The organism is Erythrobacter sp. YT30, from assembly GCF_001542875.1.
Lineage (GTDB): Bacteria > Pseudomonadota > Alphaproteobacteria > Sphingomonadales > Sphingomonadaceae > Erythrobacter.
This window is the reverse complement of record NZ_LMAF01000003.1, coordinates 266,224-280,157: the sequence shown is the minus strand read 5'-3', so window position 1 is coordinate 280,157 and position 13,934 is coordinate 266,224. Positions and strand designations below refer to the sequence as shown.

Annotated in this window: 19 protein-coding genes; 14 read left to right on the top strand and 5 right to left on the bottom strand. The window is 57.3% G+C overall.

Annotated features, from left to right (window positions below):
• Nucleotides 1-16 precede the first annotated feature (16 nt).
• A complete protein-coding gene (gene cobS, locus AUC45_RS15130; protein WP_067604411.1) occupies nucleotides 17-1,009 on the bottom strand; it encodes a cobaltochelatase subunit CobS in 993 nt (330 codons plus the stop codon).
• A 101-nt stretch (nucleotides 1,010-1,110) separates the two neighbouring features.
• Here cobS and AUC45_RS15125 point away from each other — a divergent pair, with 101 nt between their 5' ends.
• From AUC45_RS15125 to AUC45_RS15110, 4 genes are all read left to right on the top strand, one after another.
• On the top strand, nucleotides 1,111-1,950 hold the full coding sequence (locus AUC45_RS15125) for an oxygenase MpaB family protein (RefSeq protein WP_067604409.1): 840 nt from the start codon (nucleotides 1,111-1,113) through the stop codon (nucleotides 1,948-1,950).
• A gap of 63 nt (nucleotides 1,951-2,013) precedes the next feature.
• Complete coding sequence (locus AUC45_RS15120) at nucleotides 2,014-2,376, top strand: DUF1428 domain-containing protein (protein ID WP_067604407.1); 363 nt, start codon at nucleotides 2,014-2,016, stop codon at nucleotides 2,374-2,376.
• Nucleotide 2,377: 1 nt separating this feature from the next.
• Nucleotides 2,378-3,007, top strand: a complete 630-nt coding sequence (locus tag AUC45_RS15115) for a glutathione S-transferase family protein (protein ID WP_067604405.1) — start codon at nucleotides 2,378-2,380, stop codon at nucleotides 3,005-3,007.
• On the top strand, nucleotides 3,004-3,462 hold the full coding sequence (locus AUC45_RS15110; protein WP_067604403.1) for an SRPBCC domain-containing protein: 459 nt from the start codon (nucleotides 3,004-3,006) through the stop codon (nucleotides 3,460-3,462). Before AUC45_RS15115 ends, AUC45_RS15110 begins: the two co-directional genes overlap by 4 nt.
• A 13-nt stretch (nucleotides 3,463-3,475) precedes the next feature.
• Here the strand turns inward: AUC45_RS15110 and AUC45_RS15105 are convergent, their stop codons facing one another.
• Nucleotides 3,476-4,069: a DnaJ domain-containing protein gene (locus AUC45_RS15105; protein WP_067604401.1), complete on the bottom strand. Its 594-nt coding sequence runs from the start codon at nucleotides 4,067-4,069 to the stop codon at nucleotides 3,476-3,478.
• Between the two features lie 65 nt (nucleotides 4,070-4,134).
• Between AUC45_RS15105 and AUC45_RS15100 the strand changes: the two genes are divergently transcribed.
• Genes AUC45_RS15100 through AUC45_RS15070 form a run of 7 tightly spaced genes read left to right on the top strand, consistent with a single transcriptional unit; the run spans nucleotide 4,135 to nucleotide 8,658 of the window.
• Nucleotides 4,135-4,407: a BolA family transcriptional regulator gene (locus AUC45_RS15100; RefSeq protein WP_067604399.1), complete on the top strand. Its 273-nt coding sequence runs from the start codon at nucleotides 4,135-4,137 to the stop codon at nucleotides 4,405-4,407.
• Entirely contained in the window at nucleotides 4,407-4,856 is a 450-nt protein-coding gene (locus AUC45_RS15095) for an NUDIX hydrolase (RefSeq protein ID WP_067604600.1), read from the top strand. Before AUC45_RS15100 ends, AUC45_RS15095 begins: the two co-directional genes overlap by 1 nt.
• A complete protein-coding gene (locus AUC45_RS15090; RefSeq protein ID WP_067604397.1) occupies nucleotides 4,857-5,738 on the top strand; it encodes a pirin family protein in 882 nt (293 codons plus the stop codon).
• A 28-nt stretch (nucleotides 5,739-5,766) separates the two neighbouring features.
• Complete coding sequence (locus AUC45_RS15085) at nucleotides 5,767-6,573, top strand: SDR family NAD(P)-dependent oxidoreductase (protein ID WP_067604395.1); 807 nt, start codon at nucleotides 5,767-5,769, stop codon at nucleotides 6,571-6,573.
• Between the two features lie 58 nt (nucleotides 6,574-6,631).
• A complete protein-coding gene (locus tag AUC45_RS15080) occupies nucleotides 6,632-7,468 on the top strand; it encodes a helix-turn-helix domain-containing protein (RefSeq protein WP_067604394.1) in 837 nt (278 codons plus the stop codon).
• Nucleotides 7,469-7,495: 27 nt separating this feature from the next.
• Nucleotides 7,496-8,383: an alpha/beta fold hydrolase gene (locus AUC45_RS15075; protein WP_067604392.1), complete on the top strand. Its 888-nt coding sequence runs from the start codon at nucleotides 7,496-7,498 to the stop codon at nucleotides 8,381-8,383.
• A gap of 44 nt (nucleotides 8,384-8,427) precedes the next feature.
• The gene (locus tag AUC45_RS15070) at nucleotides 8,428-8,658 is read left to right on the top strand and encodes an amphi-Trp domain-containing protein (RefSeq protein ID WP_067604390.1); all 231 of its coding nucleotides are present in this window, start codon (nucleotides 8,428-8,430) and stop codon (nucleotides 8,656-8,658) included.
• Nucleotides 8,659-8,785: 127 nt separating this feature from the next.
• Here the strand turns inward: AUC45_RS15070 and AUC45_RS15065 are convergent, their stop codons facing one another.
• Together AUC45_RS15065 and AUC45_RS15060 are read right to left on the bottom strand one after the other, a co-directional pair.
• Entirely contained in the window at nucleotides 8,786-9,244 is a 459-nt protein-coding gene (locus tag AUC45_RS15065; RefSeq protein WP_067604388.1) for a hypothetical protein, read from the bottom strand.
• 38 nt (nucleotides 9,245-9,282) lie between these two features.
• Nucleotides 9,283-10,374 (bottom strand): DUF2332 domain-containing protein, encoded by a 1,092-nt coding sequence (locus AUC45_RS15060; RefSeq protein ID WP_067604598.1) that lies wholly within the window; start codon nucleotides 10,372-10,374, stop codon nucleotides 9,283-9,285.
• 75 nt (nucleotides 10,375-10,449) lie between these two features.
• On the opposite strand from AUC45_RS15060, the gene hisG reads away from it, so the two are divergent.
• The 3 genes from hisG to nusB are packed head-to-tail and all read left to right on the top strand — an operon-like array spanning nucleotide 10,450 to nucleotide 12,904.
• The gene (gene hisG, locus AUC45_RS15055; protein WP_067604386.1) at nucleotides 10,450-11,148 is read left to right on the top strand and encodes an ATP phosphoribosyltransferase; all 699 of its coding nucleotides are present in this window, start codon (nucleotides 10,450-10,452) and stop codon (nucleotides 11,146-11,148) included.
• The gene (hisD, locus tag AUC45_RS15050) at nucleotides 11,148-12,440 is read left to right on the top strand and encodes a histidinol dehydrogenase (RefSeq protein ID WP_067604384.1); all 1,293 of its coding nucleotides are present in this window, start codon (nucleotides 11,148-11,150) and stop codon (nucleotides 12,438-12,440) included. Before hisG ends, hisD begins: the two co-directional genes overlap by 1 nt.
• Nucleotides 12,437-12,904: a transcription antitermination factor NusB gene (nusB, locus tag AUC45_RS15045; protein WP_067604382.1), complete on the top strand. Its 468-nt coding sequence runs from the start codon at nucleotides 12,437-12,439 to the stop codon at nucleotides 12,902-12,904. Before hisD ends, nusB begins: the two co-directional genes overlap by 4 nt.
• Here nusB and AUC45_RS15040 read toward each other — a convergent pair.
• Entirely contained in the window at nucleotides 12,901-13,872 is a 972-nt protein-coding gene (locus tag AUC45_RS15040; protein ID WP_067604380.1) for an alpha/beta hydrolase, read from the bottom strand. The two genes, nusB and AUC45_RS15040, sit on opposite strands and share 4 nt — an antisense overlap.
• Nucleotides 13,873-13,934: the final 62 nt, after the last annotated feature.

Genomic DNA, 13,934 nt, shown 5'->3' with positions numbered 1-13,934 from the left:
CGCCTGTCTGGCGCCTTTACGCGCCGGCAGCCGCTGCCCCTTCGGGCAAATCCTCACCAAACACGCGCTGATAATACTCGCTTACCAGCACCCGCTCTGCCTCATCGCACTTGTTGAGGAATGAGAGGCGGAAGGCAAAACCTATTGAGTTAAAGATCGCCGCGTTTTGCGCCCAGGTGATGGCCGTGCGCGGGCTCATGACGGTGGAGATATCCCCGTTCATGAAACCCTGCCGAGTGAGATCGGCAACCTTGATCATATCAGCGATCACCTTGTCATCGGTCTCGGGCGTTTTCGATTTCACGATGTTCTGCTCGATTTCGGCGGGCAGATAATTCAACGCCACCACCACATTCCAGCGGTCCATCTGCGCCTGGTTGATCGCCTGCGTGCCGTGGTAAAGCCCAGACGTATCGCCCAGCCCGACCGTGTTGGTGGTCGCGAACAGGCGGAAGTAGGGGTTTGGCGTGATCACACGGTTCTGATCGAGCAGAGTCAGCCGCCCATCAAATTCGAGCACGCGCTGGATCACGAACATCACATCGGGACGTCCCGCATCATACTCGTCGAATGTCAGCGCCACCGGATGCTGAAGCGCCCACGGCAGGATGCCTTCTTTAAATTCAGTGACTTGCAATCCGTCTTTCAAGACAATCGCATCGCGGCCCACCAGATCAATCCGGCTGATATGCGCGTCGAGATTCACGCGGACACTGGGCCAGTTGAGGCGCGCCGCGACCTGTTCGATATGCGTCGACTTGCCCGTCCCGTGATAGCCCTGCACCATCACCCGGCGATTATGCGCAAATCCGGCAAGGATCGCGAGAGTGGTTTCGGGATCAAAGACATAGTCCTTGTCGAGCTCGGGAACGTGCTCGGTTGGCTCGGAAAAAGCAGGCACTTGCCAATCGACGTCGACACCAAAGGTATCGCGCACATCCACGGTCGTGTCGGGTGTATCAGGAATGGCGGTTGCGCCAGCGGTGTTCGGTGTTGCTGGAGAATTCATTACGCGCCCCGGTTAGAGGGACAGGGCGCGCGCTGCAAGCATGGTTTACTATATCACCGTCAACATTTTAATCAGGGCCGAAGGCTCCTATATCGCCAATAATGCCTGATCCGATTGAATCCTTGCGGCTAAAACTCGTCGACCAAGTGCGCGGTGTCTTCAACGACACGTCATCGGGCCAAAAGCCCGTGCCGCCTTCGGATGAGGCGCTGTTTGCGCGCGATACGCCTATTCGCATGGTTCATGCTGATCTGGTGGGAATGATGACGGGCGGTATACGCGGGTTGCTCTTGCAGATGCTGCACCCGCATGCGTTACAAGGAGTGCTCGATCACTCCAATTTCCGCGAAGACATGCATGGCCGCTTGCGCCGTACGGCTCGCTTTATTGCGGTGACGACTTTCGGGCATCGTGACGAAGCGATGAAGGCGATAGATCGGGTGAATCGCATTCATGCAAAAGTGGGCGGGACGCTGCCCGATGGTACGCCCTATCAAGCCGACAATCCGCGCACTTTGGCCTGGGTGCATGTGGTAGAGGCGCAGAGCTTTCTTGCCGGATATTTGCGCCATGTGCGCCCCGATATGCCGAACGCGCAAATGGATGAATATTACCGCCAGTTTGCGATTATCGCGCGGGCTTTAGGTGCGGACCCTGTGCCGGAAACGCGCAACGAGGCTGATGCCATCTTCCGCGAATTGCGCACCGATCTTCGCGCGTCACCCGAAGCGCGCGAAGTCGCGCAATTGGTGCTGACCCAACGACCACCTGGGACACCTCCCGGAGTGCAAGCGATGCTGGGCGCAGAAGCTGTATCCATGCTTCCCGACTGGGCACGCGGCATGCTGCGTTTGCAGCGCCCTCGTCTCACCGCCTTGCCTGCTCGCGCGGCGACATGGGGTGTGGGCCGCACACTGCGCTGGGCTTTCAAGCAAAACTGATTCCCTGGCTACTTCGGTCTGATAAGGTCCACCCACTCGAGTCGTCTGGAGGGAGGACAATCAATGTATGTAGCCATTGCCGTGCTGTCGGTGCCTGAGGCCAACCGCGAAGAATACGAAAAATCCGCCAGTTTCATGGCCGATTGGTCCATGAGCCATGGCGCATTGGAAGTGATGGAATTGTGGGAATCCAATGTGCCTGATGGCAAAACCACCGATCTTCGCAAGGCAGTCGCAGCGCCAGACGGCGAGAAGATCGTCGCAGGCTGGATCGTCTGGCCGGACAAGGAAACGCTTCAAAAAGCGCAACAGGCCATGGGCGAAGGCGAAGGGTTCGAAGGCTATCCCGAAGGCGATCCACCGTTTGATGGCTCTCGTCTGATTTGGGGCGAATTCACTCCTGTTCTGACGAGAGGACGCGACTGATATGGCCGAATTCACGTTTTACACCGTCGCGATGAGCCGCGGGCAGATATCGCGCTGGGCCTTGCACGAGGCGGGTGCGGATTATGATCAAGTGGTGTTCGATTGGGCGAGCCGGCCCGACAATTTCACAGACATCAATCCGATGAACAAGGTGCCTGCCCTTGTGCATCACCATGGCGATCATGATCATATCATCACCGAAGCTGCCGCGATCAATCACTACCTCGCCGAAACGCATCCCGACAAAGGCCTGTTGCCCGATGCGCATGAGAAGGCCGCATACTTTCGATGGATGTTTTTTGGCGCCGGTCCGCTGGAGCAGGCCGTGTTGGCTAGGACTCTTGGTTGGGAGATCCCTCCAGAACGGGAAGCAACAGCAGGCTTTGGCAGCCTTGAGCGGGCCTTGTCGGCAATGGATGGCTGGCTGTCCGCCAACGACTTTGTCGTCGGAAGCCGCTTTACGATGGCCGACACTTACGTCGGTAGCCAATTCGTGTGGGGCCTTCGCTTCGGCTCAATACCGGAAACGCCCGCATTTAAGGCCTATGTCGATCGCGTCACACAGCGCCCCGCTTATGCTGAAGCCAACGCAATCGATGCGAAATTGATCGAGGAGGCGCAGGGCTCATGAATGAGCTTTCCGTCACCCGTTTCATAGCCGCCCCTCCGGACAAGGTCTGGGAAGTCATGGCTGACCGGCAAGACGAATGGTGGTGCCCTTCCCCCTGGCGTTCAGAAACCAAAGTCATGGAACGCAAATCGGGCGGACGCTGGTTCGGGGTGATGCATGGACCAGAAGGCGAGGAGATTCCCAATGACGGCCTGATGCTTCATTGGGACGAAGGGCGAAGGTTTGTGGGAACTGACGCTGTGCAGATCGTCGACGGTGAGTATGTTCCGGCGCAAGCTTTCATGATTGGCACATGGGAGATTGAACCTGCACAAGAAAACGGGGTCTCAGGCACGCGATATACAGCGACTGCACGGCACTGGACCGCAGAAGCCTGCGAGCAGCACAAGGACATGGGGTTCATCGAAGGATGGAAAATCTGTGCCGAACAACTCGCGTCACTTTGCGAAAACTGAGGAACGCTGATTTTTAGGCTATCGCCTTGCTCTCACGCAGCAGCTGATAAGCTTCAACCACCTTGCCAAGGCGCGCCTCGTATTTGCGATCGCCGCCGTTCCTGTCGGGGTGATACCGCCGCACCAACTCTGAATAGCGCCGGCGCAATCGGCGGCGATCGGTGTTGAGGCCGAGGCCCATCGTCTCCAAAGCTTCAGCCTCATCTTTGGAAAAGCGTCCATCCATGGCCATATCGGCTTGTCGCTGGGCCTTGCTCTTGATGCCCGCGGCGCGCGCGGAGATCGCATCAAGTGGATCATCAAAGTCTGACCAGCGCGGCATTCCATCGACATGGGCGCGGGCTGAAAAACCGGGGCTTTCGGTGCGCCAACCGGCCATTGGGGACTGGGCGTTGAGGATTTCTTCCGCGCTCATCCCTTCGAACCAATCATAGCCCGCATTAAATTCGCGCACATGCTCAAGGCAGAACCAGCGCCATTCCCCAGGCCCATCAAATCCGGACGCGCGATAGCCCGGAGCGCGGAATTCGCCTGGCTCGGTGCAGCCTGGGCGCTCACATTGCCGGTCTGCGCCTTCGTGGCGGCCATGGAATCGAGTTTGAGCCATAAAGCTCTTGAGAATGGTGTCTTATATGCCAAATGCCAAGACATACACTTTGAGGAAAAGATGATATGCCCGGCGCAATAGCAGATGAGATGCAAGCGATCCTGACGGACACTTTTGTCCCAACCAAGCTCGAAATCATCAACGATTCCGCCAGCCACGCAGGCCATTCAGGCGATGACGGATCGGGCGAATCCCATTTCACGATTGTGATTGAAGCAACCGTTTTTGAAGGAATGACAAGGCTCGCCCGCCAACGCGCGGTGATATCAGCGCTGGGAGATATTGTTGGACAGCGCGTGCATGCTGTCGCGATCAAGGCAAGCGCTCCTGCTGCGTGATCGATCAATCCTCTTCAACCTTGCGCATCCGCCGGTCCGCGCGGATCATCGTGCTCGATCCGCTAGTTCGCGCGCTCATGTTCCGCTTCGACGTACCCGACAGGCCGCCTTTTTGGGTAACAGCAGGCGGCGAGTGCGAGCCGGGTGAAAGCTTTGAAGAAGCCGCCCGGCGCGAGCTTTTCGAAGAAACTGGCATCACCGCCGATCCCGGTAAGCAGATCGCGCGCACCACACCGCAGTTCGTCACTGTCGAAGGCGAACCGGTGCAGGCTGATGAACGCTACTTCCTCATCCGCGTGGCAGAGGCTGTCATCACTACGACCAACCACACCGCGCTCGAACAAAAGCTGATGACGCAGCACCGCTGGTTTACGCTTCCCGAGCTTGATCAGTGGCCTGAAGCGGTGTTTCCTGAGACTCTCGGCCAGATGATAAAGGAGCTTGCATAGATGATCACGCAGACCATCACGCCTGTGACCCACGATCTGGGCGACTTCGAAGTTCGCCGCGTACTCCCATCGCGCGAGCGGACAATGGTCGGCCCCTTTATCTTCGTCGATGAATTTGGTCCTGCCAATCTCGCGCCGGATACGGGCATGGCTGTGCGTCCTCACCCCCATATCAATCTGGCAACCGTCACTTGGCTGTTCGAAGGTGCCATCAATCACCGCGATAGCCTTGGCAGCTTTGCAACGATCCGTCCCGGCCAGGTCAATTTGATGACTGCGGGCAAAGGCATCGTCCATTCAGAACGCAGCCCGGCAGACGAGCACGCTCGTCTTGCACCGATCTTCGGGATGCAGACATGGCTTGCCCTGCCCGATGGGCGCGAGGAAATTGATCCTGCATTCGAGGCTGTCAAAGACGTGCCCGTGGTCGAAGACACCTGCGTCAAAGCATGGGTCATCATGGGCGATTTGTGGGGTAAGTCTGCCTCCACCACGACCTATGCCGACACGATCTACTCAGAAATCCTGCTCGCCCCGACCGGCGCGATACCAATCGAAACTGAAGCCGATGAACGCGCCGTTATGCTGGTGAGCGGTGAGGCCAGCGTCGATGGAACCGCGCTTGTTCTATACGAATTGGCGGTGCTCGCGCCGGGTAAGCAAATGGTTCTTGAAAGTGAAAAGGGTGGCCGCGTGATGCTGCTCGGTGGTGAAGCTTTCACCACAAAGCGCCATGTCTGGTGGAACTTTGTCAGCTCCAGCCGCGATCGGATCATTCAGGCGCGCGAGGACTGGGCCGAGGGGCGCTTTCCCAAAGTGCCGGGGGACGAGGAAGAGTTTATTCCCTTGCCCGGAAAGCCAAAGACCGTCAGCTATCCATAAAACAGAGGCATACTCAGGGGAGCTAGGAATGGATTTCAACGGCAAAACTGCGTGGATCACAGGCGCATCCTCAGGGATTGGTGCGGCTTTGGCGCGCGATCTTGCGGGACGCGGCGCGTATCTGGTGCTTTCAGGACGCGATGAAGCGCGGCTTGCAGAAGTGGCTAAGGAATGTGGCGAGACGCTGATCCTGCCGTTCGACGTGCGCGATGATGCAGCGCTGGCCGATGCGACTGCCAAGGCTATCGGATGGAAAGGCGGCGTTGATCTCGCATTCGCAAATGCCGGCGTGTCGCAGCGCAGCCGTGCTCTCAACACCGACATGCAGGTCTATCGCGATATCATCGATATCGATCTCACCGCGCAGATCGCATTCTCACAAGGGCTTATCGGGCACATAGCCGAAAGAGGATCTGGCGGCATCGCCTTCATTTCATCCATCGCTGGTAAGGTGGGAGTGCCGATGCGAACGGCCTATTGCGCCGTCAAATTCGGCCTCGCGGGATATGCCGACGCACTTCGCGCAGAGCTCTCGCAGACCGGCGTCAATGTCCATGTCATCTATCCTGGCTCTGTTGCCACAAATGTCGCGCGCAACGCTTTGGTTGGCGATGGAGCGAAAAGGGACAGGTCGGACAAAGCCATTGATGAAGGCATTCCCGCAGATGAGGCTGCCAAAATCATGATTGATGCCATCGCTAAAGGGCAGCGCGAAATCATCGTTGCGCGCGGAATGGAAGAGCAAATGGGTGAGATGCGCCGAACGCCGGATGCTCTATTTGATCAGGTCGCAGCGATGGTTGCAGCAGGCTACATGGAGAAGATGGAAGCCTGAATGGGGGCAAAAAATAGCCCAGCGTAAGGGGGCAAAGCGTCGGGGGGTCGCACCGCCAGTGTTTTCACGCAATTACAAGCCGTCGCCAAAACTCGCGCCCTATGTGCGCGACTATTACATCTTTCAGGCTCCCTTACCCGACGATCACGTAATCGATGATTTTCTGCTCGCTGAAACCGCGTTCGTGCGCTGCCTCATCAAAGGGGATTGGCGCGGCGGTGATGCGCCTGAAGAATTGGCTCGCGGTGGTACAGCCGTTTTTTCAGGTGCCAATAGCCGCCCTTTCAAAGTGCGACTTCGGGGCACTCTCGACAATGTCGGCATTGCCTTTCGCGCAGGTGGATGGCGCGGGCTCTTCACTCAATCACATGCCGATTATACTGACACCATGCTCTCGCTGCACGATTTGTGGGGCTCGCTTGCCGTTCAGCTCCATAACAGAGTCGCTGCCGCCCAAGAGGATGAGGAAAAAGTCGCCATCGTCGAAGACATTTTGGCGAAAAGACTGGAGGACGTGGGCACGTATGAAGTCGATGAAGCGATGGCGCAGTTTGAACGCTTTTCTCGCCAGGACAGCACCATCCGCATCGATGATGCTGCCGAACAGATCGGGCTCTCCGTTCGGCAGATGGAAAGACGCTGTAAATACCATTTCGGCCTGACGCCAAAGGCCGTTCTAAGACGCAGCAGGTTCCTTGACATGGCAGCAGCCCTGCGGGGTATCAGCAGCCCGAGTGACCAGGTGCTTGCAGAGCTGCGATATTTCGACGATTCACATCTCAACAAGGAATTCAGGCAGTTTGCCGATATGACGCCGGGACAATTCAAAGAGGCTGTTACGCCCCTGCAAACCGCCGGGCTGAGCTTTCGCGAGCACAGCCGTTATGAAGACTAAGGCTACACACTAAAAGGCACCGTCACCTTGGAACAAAAACGCGTCTCTCTTTCCAATGGCATTCATCTCGACATCGTTGATGAGGGCCCCGTCGATGCCCCGCCATTGATCTTCCTCCACGGTTTTCCCGAAAGCCATCGAACTTGGCGGCATCAGATCGCGCATTTCAAGGACCGCTATCGCTGTATTGCCCCTGATCAGCGCGGCTATCGAGGGTCATCAAAGCCGCAAGAGGTAAGCGCATACACACCGGACAAGCTGATCGGCGATGTATTCCTGCTCGCCGATGCGCTTTCGCTGCCAAGGTTCACGATTGTCGGCCATGACTGGGGCGGCGCGATTGCATGGGGAGTTGCTCTCGGCGGCCAGCACAGCCGCGTTGAACGCGCGATAATTGCCAATGCGCCTCACCCCGCAATCTTCCAGAAACTGCTCTACATCCATCCCGGCCAGCGCGAGGCGAGCCAGTACATTCGCGGATTTCGCGATCCGGCCAACGACGCGCTTGTCAAAAATCAGGGGCTGACCGGCCTGATGCTGAAAGAGGTCAAATGGGACCGGCCAAGCGCAATGGAACCCGAAGAGCGCGATGCTCTCTTGCGCGATTGGCAAAACCGCGATGCGGCGTTCGGGATGCTCAATTACTACCGCGCAAGCCCGATGGTTGTGCCGACAATGGACGAGCCTTTTGAACTGCCAGCCGATTATACGCCGCTCGACCTGCCAAAGCTCACCATTCCGACACTCGTGATCTGGGCGCTCGATGATCTCGCGCTTCCACCGGAAAATCTCGAAGGGTTGGAAGATATGATCGACCCGCTGACGATCGAGCGCGTGCCAGACTGCGGGCATTTTGTCCCTTGGGAGGCCCCGGATAAGGTGAACGCAGCGATAGAAAAATTTCTGCAACTTTGAAGGTTTATGCGCAAGGGAATCAGACACAGGAGTGCCCCCTTGCCATGACTGACAATCCCACCCGCGACGTCACCAAAACCTACACCACCGAACAAAACATCCAGAAGCTCGAGCGGCTCGTCGAGGCGCTCAAAGACGGCAAGGCGTTCGAAATCCAAGTGGACAATCAACGCCTTTACGTGCCTGCAGGCACGGAATTCTCAATCGAGCACGAACAAGAAGGCCCGATGCACGAATTGGAATTCCAATTCCGCTGGCGCACTGACGAAGACTAATATAAGCATATGATATACAAGGAGAATTGCAATGGTATATCATATCCCGGCTGATTGCTGCGATTGCGACTGCGCGAAATGTGAAAGCGGTGCAACCTGCTCAAACTGCGACTGCTGCTGAACTCGTTCAGTCAGCCAGCGCGTGGGCAATCCCGAATTCGTCTCGAATAGCTGAGACTTGTTGCTGACGATATTGGGCGTTGTCTGACCAGCGCCATTTCTTACGCATCTTACGTGAGCGCCACGCTATAGCGGCATAGTCTGGCAGGCTCGCAAAAAATCCTTTTGCGAGCGCCCACCACCCCACTTCCTTAATCACGCTCTTCTCTTCTGGCAGCTGCATGAACGTGCGGATGTCCTGCATGCCGATGTCGCTTGCCATGAGTGTCCATCCATCAGCCTGTGCTTCGTCGCGGAGATTGGTAGTCAACCCGAACAATACGTGGATTATATCGTGTCGCTCAAAGTGCATTTGCGCCTTCGCGCCCATTGCATCGTATTTGTGCGTTAGGCCGCTTTCCGCCCGAAACTGTACCAGCGCCTCTTCGAGCGTCAGATCAGCATAGGGAAGCGGTTTTCTCGTCACGTTCAGCGTCCTACCAATTTAGATTGCAAAATGCAACTTTAATTGGCAGTAACCTCGTCCCACTCCACCCACGCGCCATGCGGGTGCGCGTGTGCGAGTAACGTAGGCTCGCCTGATCCCGATAAACCATCCCATATCCGCACTTTCAATTCGTGGCGGAAAGTCGCCGGATCGGTTTCAAGACTGATCCAGGCAAGCGGTTTTTGAGGCGTCGCGCGCGCGCCTGCTTCGTCAAATGCCTCTTCAATCGCTTCCTGTGTTTCGGCGGGCATGTATTGCCACATGATCGAATGGAACATGGCCTTGGTAATCCCTTCGGCGTGCGGCTTGGCAAGTTCACCCAAGGCGAATTCCGCCGCGTCCATCTGCACGAGATCAGGCGCTTTTTCTGCAGCAAGCTGAATGGCGGCATCGATCCGTTCAAGACGCGCAGACGCATCGGGCCAGACATAGGCTTTGAGACGCAAGGCGCTGTCGGGATCGGCAAGGTTGATCGGGGTGAGATCGCAGCCTCTTGCGGACACAATTTCAAACGCCTCTGGTGGAGGCGGCGGTGCGCCCCTCCCTCGCCATTCGGGTGCGATGTGCATGGGGGAATTCTTCGGACCAGCTTCGACCCCGCCGAGATTGTAGTAATAACGATCAATCATGGTGTTGACCCCGGCACTTGCACCGAGCTCGAACAGGTCGAAGCGCGGGTGAACTCTCTGAGCCGCCCATAAAAGCCCCGCCATAATGCTCGCAGAGCGCCCAGCTTCATTGGTTTGCGGGGGGCCATCGAGCCATGGGACAAGCTGCGCGTCATGCTTGCTCACAATATCGAGGACCAGCGCGTCTATCTCCTCCTGATCGGTCAGATCGCTCGCATAGACGGGCCGTAAACGCTCATCCACGCTGGTCAGCACGAGGTGATGCAGCCCGCCCGTCACCCGCAAAGGCATCGCGTCCTTAAGCGTTAGCCCTTCCCAATTCGCCATGCGGCGGCCGAGCTGGGTATCACTTTGCCTAACTTGAGAAAGCGCCCGGATCACCCGCGCGGTGCATTCAGCGCCATTGTTCGCCGCGTGATCAGCCTGCCATTTGATGGCCGCGTCAAACTCTTCGATCAGCATGATCTCGCGCGTGTCCATGGGACTGGTCCTTTCGCTTCTGCCATTCTCTTCTGGTTGCCCTTTTGCAGGCCGCACCCTAAGTGCCGCAGCGCAATGACACCTTCCGCATCACAATCGCCAAAAGGCCAGCTGACTTTCGCCATTCCCAAAGGACGCATCCTTGATGAGGCGCTGCCCGTCATGGCGAATGCAGGCGTCGTGCCCGAAGATGGCTTTTTCGACAAGGCCAATCGCAGCTTGTCGTTCGCGACGAACCGCGATGATATGCGCCTGATCCGGGTGCGCGCATTCGATGTTGCGACCTTCGTTGCACATGGCGCTGCGCAACTGGGAATTGTGGGGTCAGACGTGATCGAAGAATTTGATTACGATGATCTTTATGCGCCTGTCGATCTTGATATCGGCCATTGCCGTTTATCGGTGGCGCGCCTCAAGGACGACGCGGCACCGAGTGCCCATGCGAGCCATTTGCGCGTTGCGACTAAGTATCCAAGCCTTACGCGCAGGCACTTTGAAAATCAGGGTGTGCAAGCCGAATGTGTAAAGCTTAACGGCGCGATGGAACTTGCGCCCTCGCTTGGGCTGGCCGGGCAGATTGTCGATCTTGTTTCAACTGGCACGACTTTGAAGCAAAATGGCCTTGCCGAAACGAGCCGCATTCTTGACGTGTCGGCGCGCCTTATCGTGAACCGCGCTGCGCTGAAAACAGATGCGCGTATTGCCGAATTGGTCACCGCTTTTCGCGAGGATGCTGAACGGCGGCAATCAAGCCAGGATGATAAGGCAGCCTGATGCAGAAATTCGCAACTCTCGATCCCGATTTCGAAAAGCGTTTTGAGCGGCTCGTTAATGCGCGCCGCGATGCGGATAGCGATGTCGCGGGCCAAGTGCAGGGCATTTTGTCCGCCGTGGCAAGCCGCGGCGATGATGCGCTTAAGGAATATACGCAGCGTTATGATGGATACGCGCTCGCGCAGGATGCCGACTGGACGATCACCAAAGAGCGCTGCGAAGAGGCGTATCAGACGATTGAGCCAGAATTGCGCGAAGCCTTAGACCTCGCCGCCAGCCGCATTCGTGCCTATCACCTCGCGCAATTGCCCGAAAACCGCGACTACACCGATGATGCGGGCGTAAGGCTTGGTGCAATGTGGCGACCTGTTGATGCCGCAGGGCTTTATGTACCCGGCGGCCGGGCGGCCTATCCCTCGTCGCTGCTGATGAACGCAATTCCTGCGCGCGTTGCTGGGGTTGAACGATTGGTGGTGGTGACACCAACACCCAAGGGGCAATCGAACCCGCTGGTTCTGGCTGCGGCGCATGTCGCGGGTGTTGACGAGATCTGGCGCGTTGGCGGGGCACAGGCGGTGGCTGCGCTTGCCTATGGGACAGACACCATCAAACCTGTCGATGTCATTACGGGCCCCGGTAACGCTTATGTCGCCGAAGCCAAACGCCAGCTTTATGGCCGCGTCGGCATCGATATGGTGGCGGGCCCATCAGAAATCCTCGTCATCGCCGACGGAGAGAATAATCCGGACTGGATCGCAGCCGATTTGCTGAGCCAGGCGGAACACGACCCGACTTCGCAGTCCATTCTCATCACCGATGATGCGCGTTTTGCTGCCTATGTCGAAGACTGCATCGACGTGCAGTTGGCGCAGCTTTCGACTGGCAAAGTGGCGAAGGAAAGTTGGGAAGCGCATGGCGCAATCATCATCGTCAACGATCTGGTTGAAGAAGCGCCGGGCCTTGCCAACAGGCTCGCTGCTGAACACGTCGAATTGGCGATTGATGATGCCGAAGCGATGCTGGACAGGATCCGCCACGCTGGCAGCATTTTCCTTGGCCGGATGACACCCGAGGCGGTTGGCGACTACGTGGCTGGGCCCAATCATGTTCTGCCCACAGGACGCCGCGCGCGTTTTTCAAGCGGGCTTTCAGTCCTCGACTTTATGAAACGCACCAGTTTTCTTGGCCTTGATAAAGAATCGTTCGAAAAGATCGGCCCTGCCGCCGCCACCCTCGCCCATGCAGAGGGCCTGCCCGCGCATGCCAAATCGGTGGAGCTTCGCCGCAAATGAACACGCCTGCCAAATCCCAATCCCGCTCTGCGGCCCGTCTCGCCGCAGTGCAGGCGCTTTACCAGCAGCAGATGGAAGGCACCCCGCTCGCCAAACTGCTCAATGAATTTCACCAACACCGCCTTGGCCGCGAAGTTGATGACGAAGATTACGAAGGCGAGGTTTATGCCGATGCTGAGACCGATTTTTTCGATGATCTGGTGCGCGGAGTCGATGCGCGGCGCGATGAAATTGACGGCATTCTGCTGGCAAAACTGGCTGAGGGCTGGACGCTAGCCCGCCTCGATAAAACCATGCTCCAAGTCCTGCGCGCCGGCGCTTACGAACTGCTGGCCCGCGCCGATGTGCCAAAGGCAAGCGCGATCAACGAATATGTCGATGTTGCAAAAGCATTCTTCGATGATCGCGAGGCGAAATTTGTGAATGGCGTTCTGGACGCTGTCGCAAAAGACGCGCGCGCCTAAGGATCCTTCGCATCGAGGAATGACAGCGGGATATCAACCCGTTGCGCCCATGCATTCTCTTCGTGCTCTGCGCCGAAGAAGACCCGGCTTTCATAGGCAGGAAGCTGCCATCCCAACTCTGCCATCATCCCATCGAACTGTTTGAAGTATGGCGGATAAAACGCATCGAGCGTGCCAGTTCCATGATCGACGTAAATCCGATTGCGCGCGGGATTGATCTCACTTTCGCTGAAATACTGGCGAAATGCTTCGGAAACTTGCGTGGCGCGCTCGTCCGGATCTCCGCCTTCGGGGCCTGTCAGCGGGAGATGTGTCGAAACTCCCGCAGCCTGGCCGAACACGTCCGGATATTCAGCAATGATATAGAGGCTGATAAGGCCGCCCATCGATGATCCCATGACGGCAGTGTCTTCAGGCGTGGTGAGTGTCCGAAACTCACTGTCGATCTTCGCTTTCAGATCGACTGCGACCACTTTTGCATACTCATCCCCACGCAGGGGAAATCCAGCCTCGATCCCTCCCATCTCAATGCCCGTAACGCCTTGTTGATAGCTTTCGGGAAGCAGGCCAAAGAGCTTTTGGGGGAAAAGCGTTTGGTACCGGTTTTCAGGGCTACTGAGTCCCACCAAGATCCATTCACGCAGATCGCCGCGCGCCGCCATCCGTGTGATCGCCTCATCCATGCCCCATTCCTTGTCAAAATTGGAAAGGCGGCGATCAAACAAATTTTCCGCATCGTGCATGTAGAGCACTGGGAAGCGTTTTCCCGGTTGGGAGGCGTAGCTTGGCGGGAGCCAGATCCAGATGTTGTCGACACCCACCGCTTCGGCCGGGGCAAAGTCCGGCCACCACACGATTTCACCTGATGAGACGATGGGAATATCGGGCTTTGGAGTATCCTCGGCCTGCACTTCGGCACATGAAGCAGCCAGGAATGCGCTCAACAAAATTGTGAAACGTATCAGCATCGGCGTTCAGCCCCTCTCCCTGCTTTCACCGTCATGCCGCTTTGCCCGCGCCATGGGAAGCG

Excerpts from the sequence above, each read along its gene's own strand:
- AUC45_RS15085 (WP_067604395.1), top strand. The coding sequence starts at position 5,767 with ATGGATTTCAACGGCAAAACTGCGTGGATCACAGGCGCATCCTCAGGG.
- AUC45_RS15060 (WP_067604598.1), bottom strand. The coding sequence starts at position 10,374 with ATGGACACGCGCGAGATCATGCTGATCGAAGAGTTTGACGCGGCCATC.
- AUC45_RS15115 (WP_067604405.1), top strand. The coding sequence starts at position 2,378 with ATGGCCGAATTCACGTTTTACACCGTCGCGATGAGCCGCGGGCAGATA.
- AUC45_RS15110 (WP_067604403.1), top strand. The coding sequence starts at position 3,004 with ATGAATGAGCTTTCCGTCACCCGTTTCATAGCCGCCCCTCCGGACAAG.
- AUC45_RS15100 (WP_067604399.1), top strand. The coding sequence starts at position 4,135 with ATGCCCGGCGCAATAGCAGATGAGATGCAAGCGATCCTGACGGACACT.
- AUC45_RS15040 (WP_067604380.1), bottom strand. The coding sequence starts at position 13,872 with ATGCTGATACGTTTCACAATTTTGTTGAGCGCATTCCTGGCTGCTTCA.
- AUC45_RS15120 (WP_067604407.1), top strand. The coding sequence starts at position 2,014 with ATGTATGTAGCCATTGCCGTGCTGTCGGTGCCTGAGGCCAACCGCGAA.
- hisG (WP_067604386.1), top strand. The coding sequence starts at position 10,450 with ATGACACCTTCCGCATCACAATCGCCAAAAGGCCAGCTGACTTTCGCC.
- AUC45_RS15105 (WP_067604401.1), bottom strand. The coding sequence starts at position 4,069 with ATGGCTCAAACTCGATTCCATGGCCGCCACGAAGGCGCAGACCGGCAA.
- AUC45_RS15090 (WP_067604397.1), top strand. The coding sequence starts at position 4,857 with ATGATCACGCAGACCATCACGCCTGTGACCCACGATCTGGGCGACTTC.
- hisD (WP_067604384.1), top strand. The coding sequence starts at position 11,148 with ATGCAGAAATTCGCAACTCTCGATCCCGATTTCGAAAAGCGTTTTGAG.
- AUC45_RS15070 (WP_067604390.1), top strand. The coding sequence starts at position 8,428 with ATGACTGACAATCCCACCCGCGACGTCACCAAAACCTACACCACCGAA.
- AUC45_RS15125 (WP_067604409.1), top strand. The coding sequence starts at position 1,111 with ATGCCTGATCCGATTGAATCCTTGCGGCTAAAACTCGTCGACCAAGTG.
- nusB (WP_067604382.1), top strand. The coding sequence starts at position 12,437 with ATGAACACGCCTGCCAAATCCCAATCCCGCTCTGCGGCCCGTCTCGCC.
- cobS (WP_067604411.1), bottom strand. The coding sequence starts at position 1,009 with ATGAATTCTCCAGCAACACCGAACACCGCTGGCGCAACCGCCATTCCT.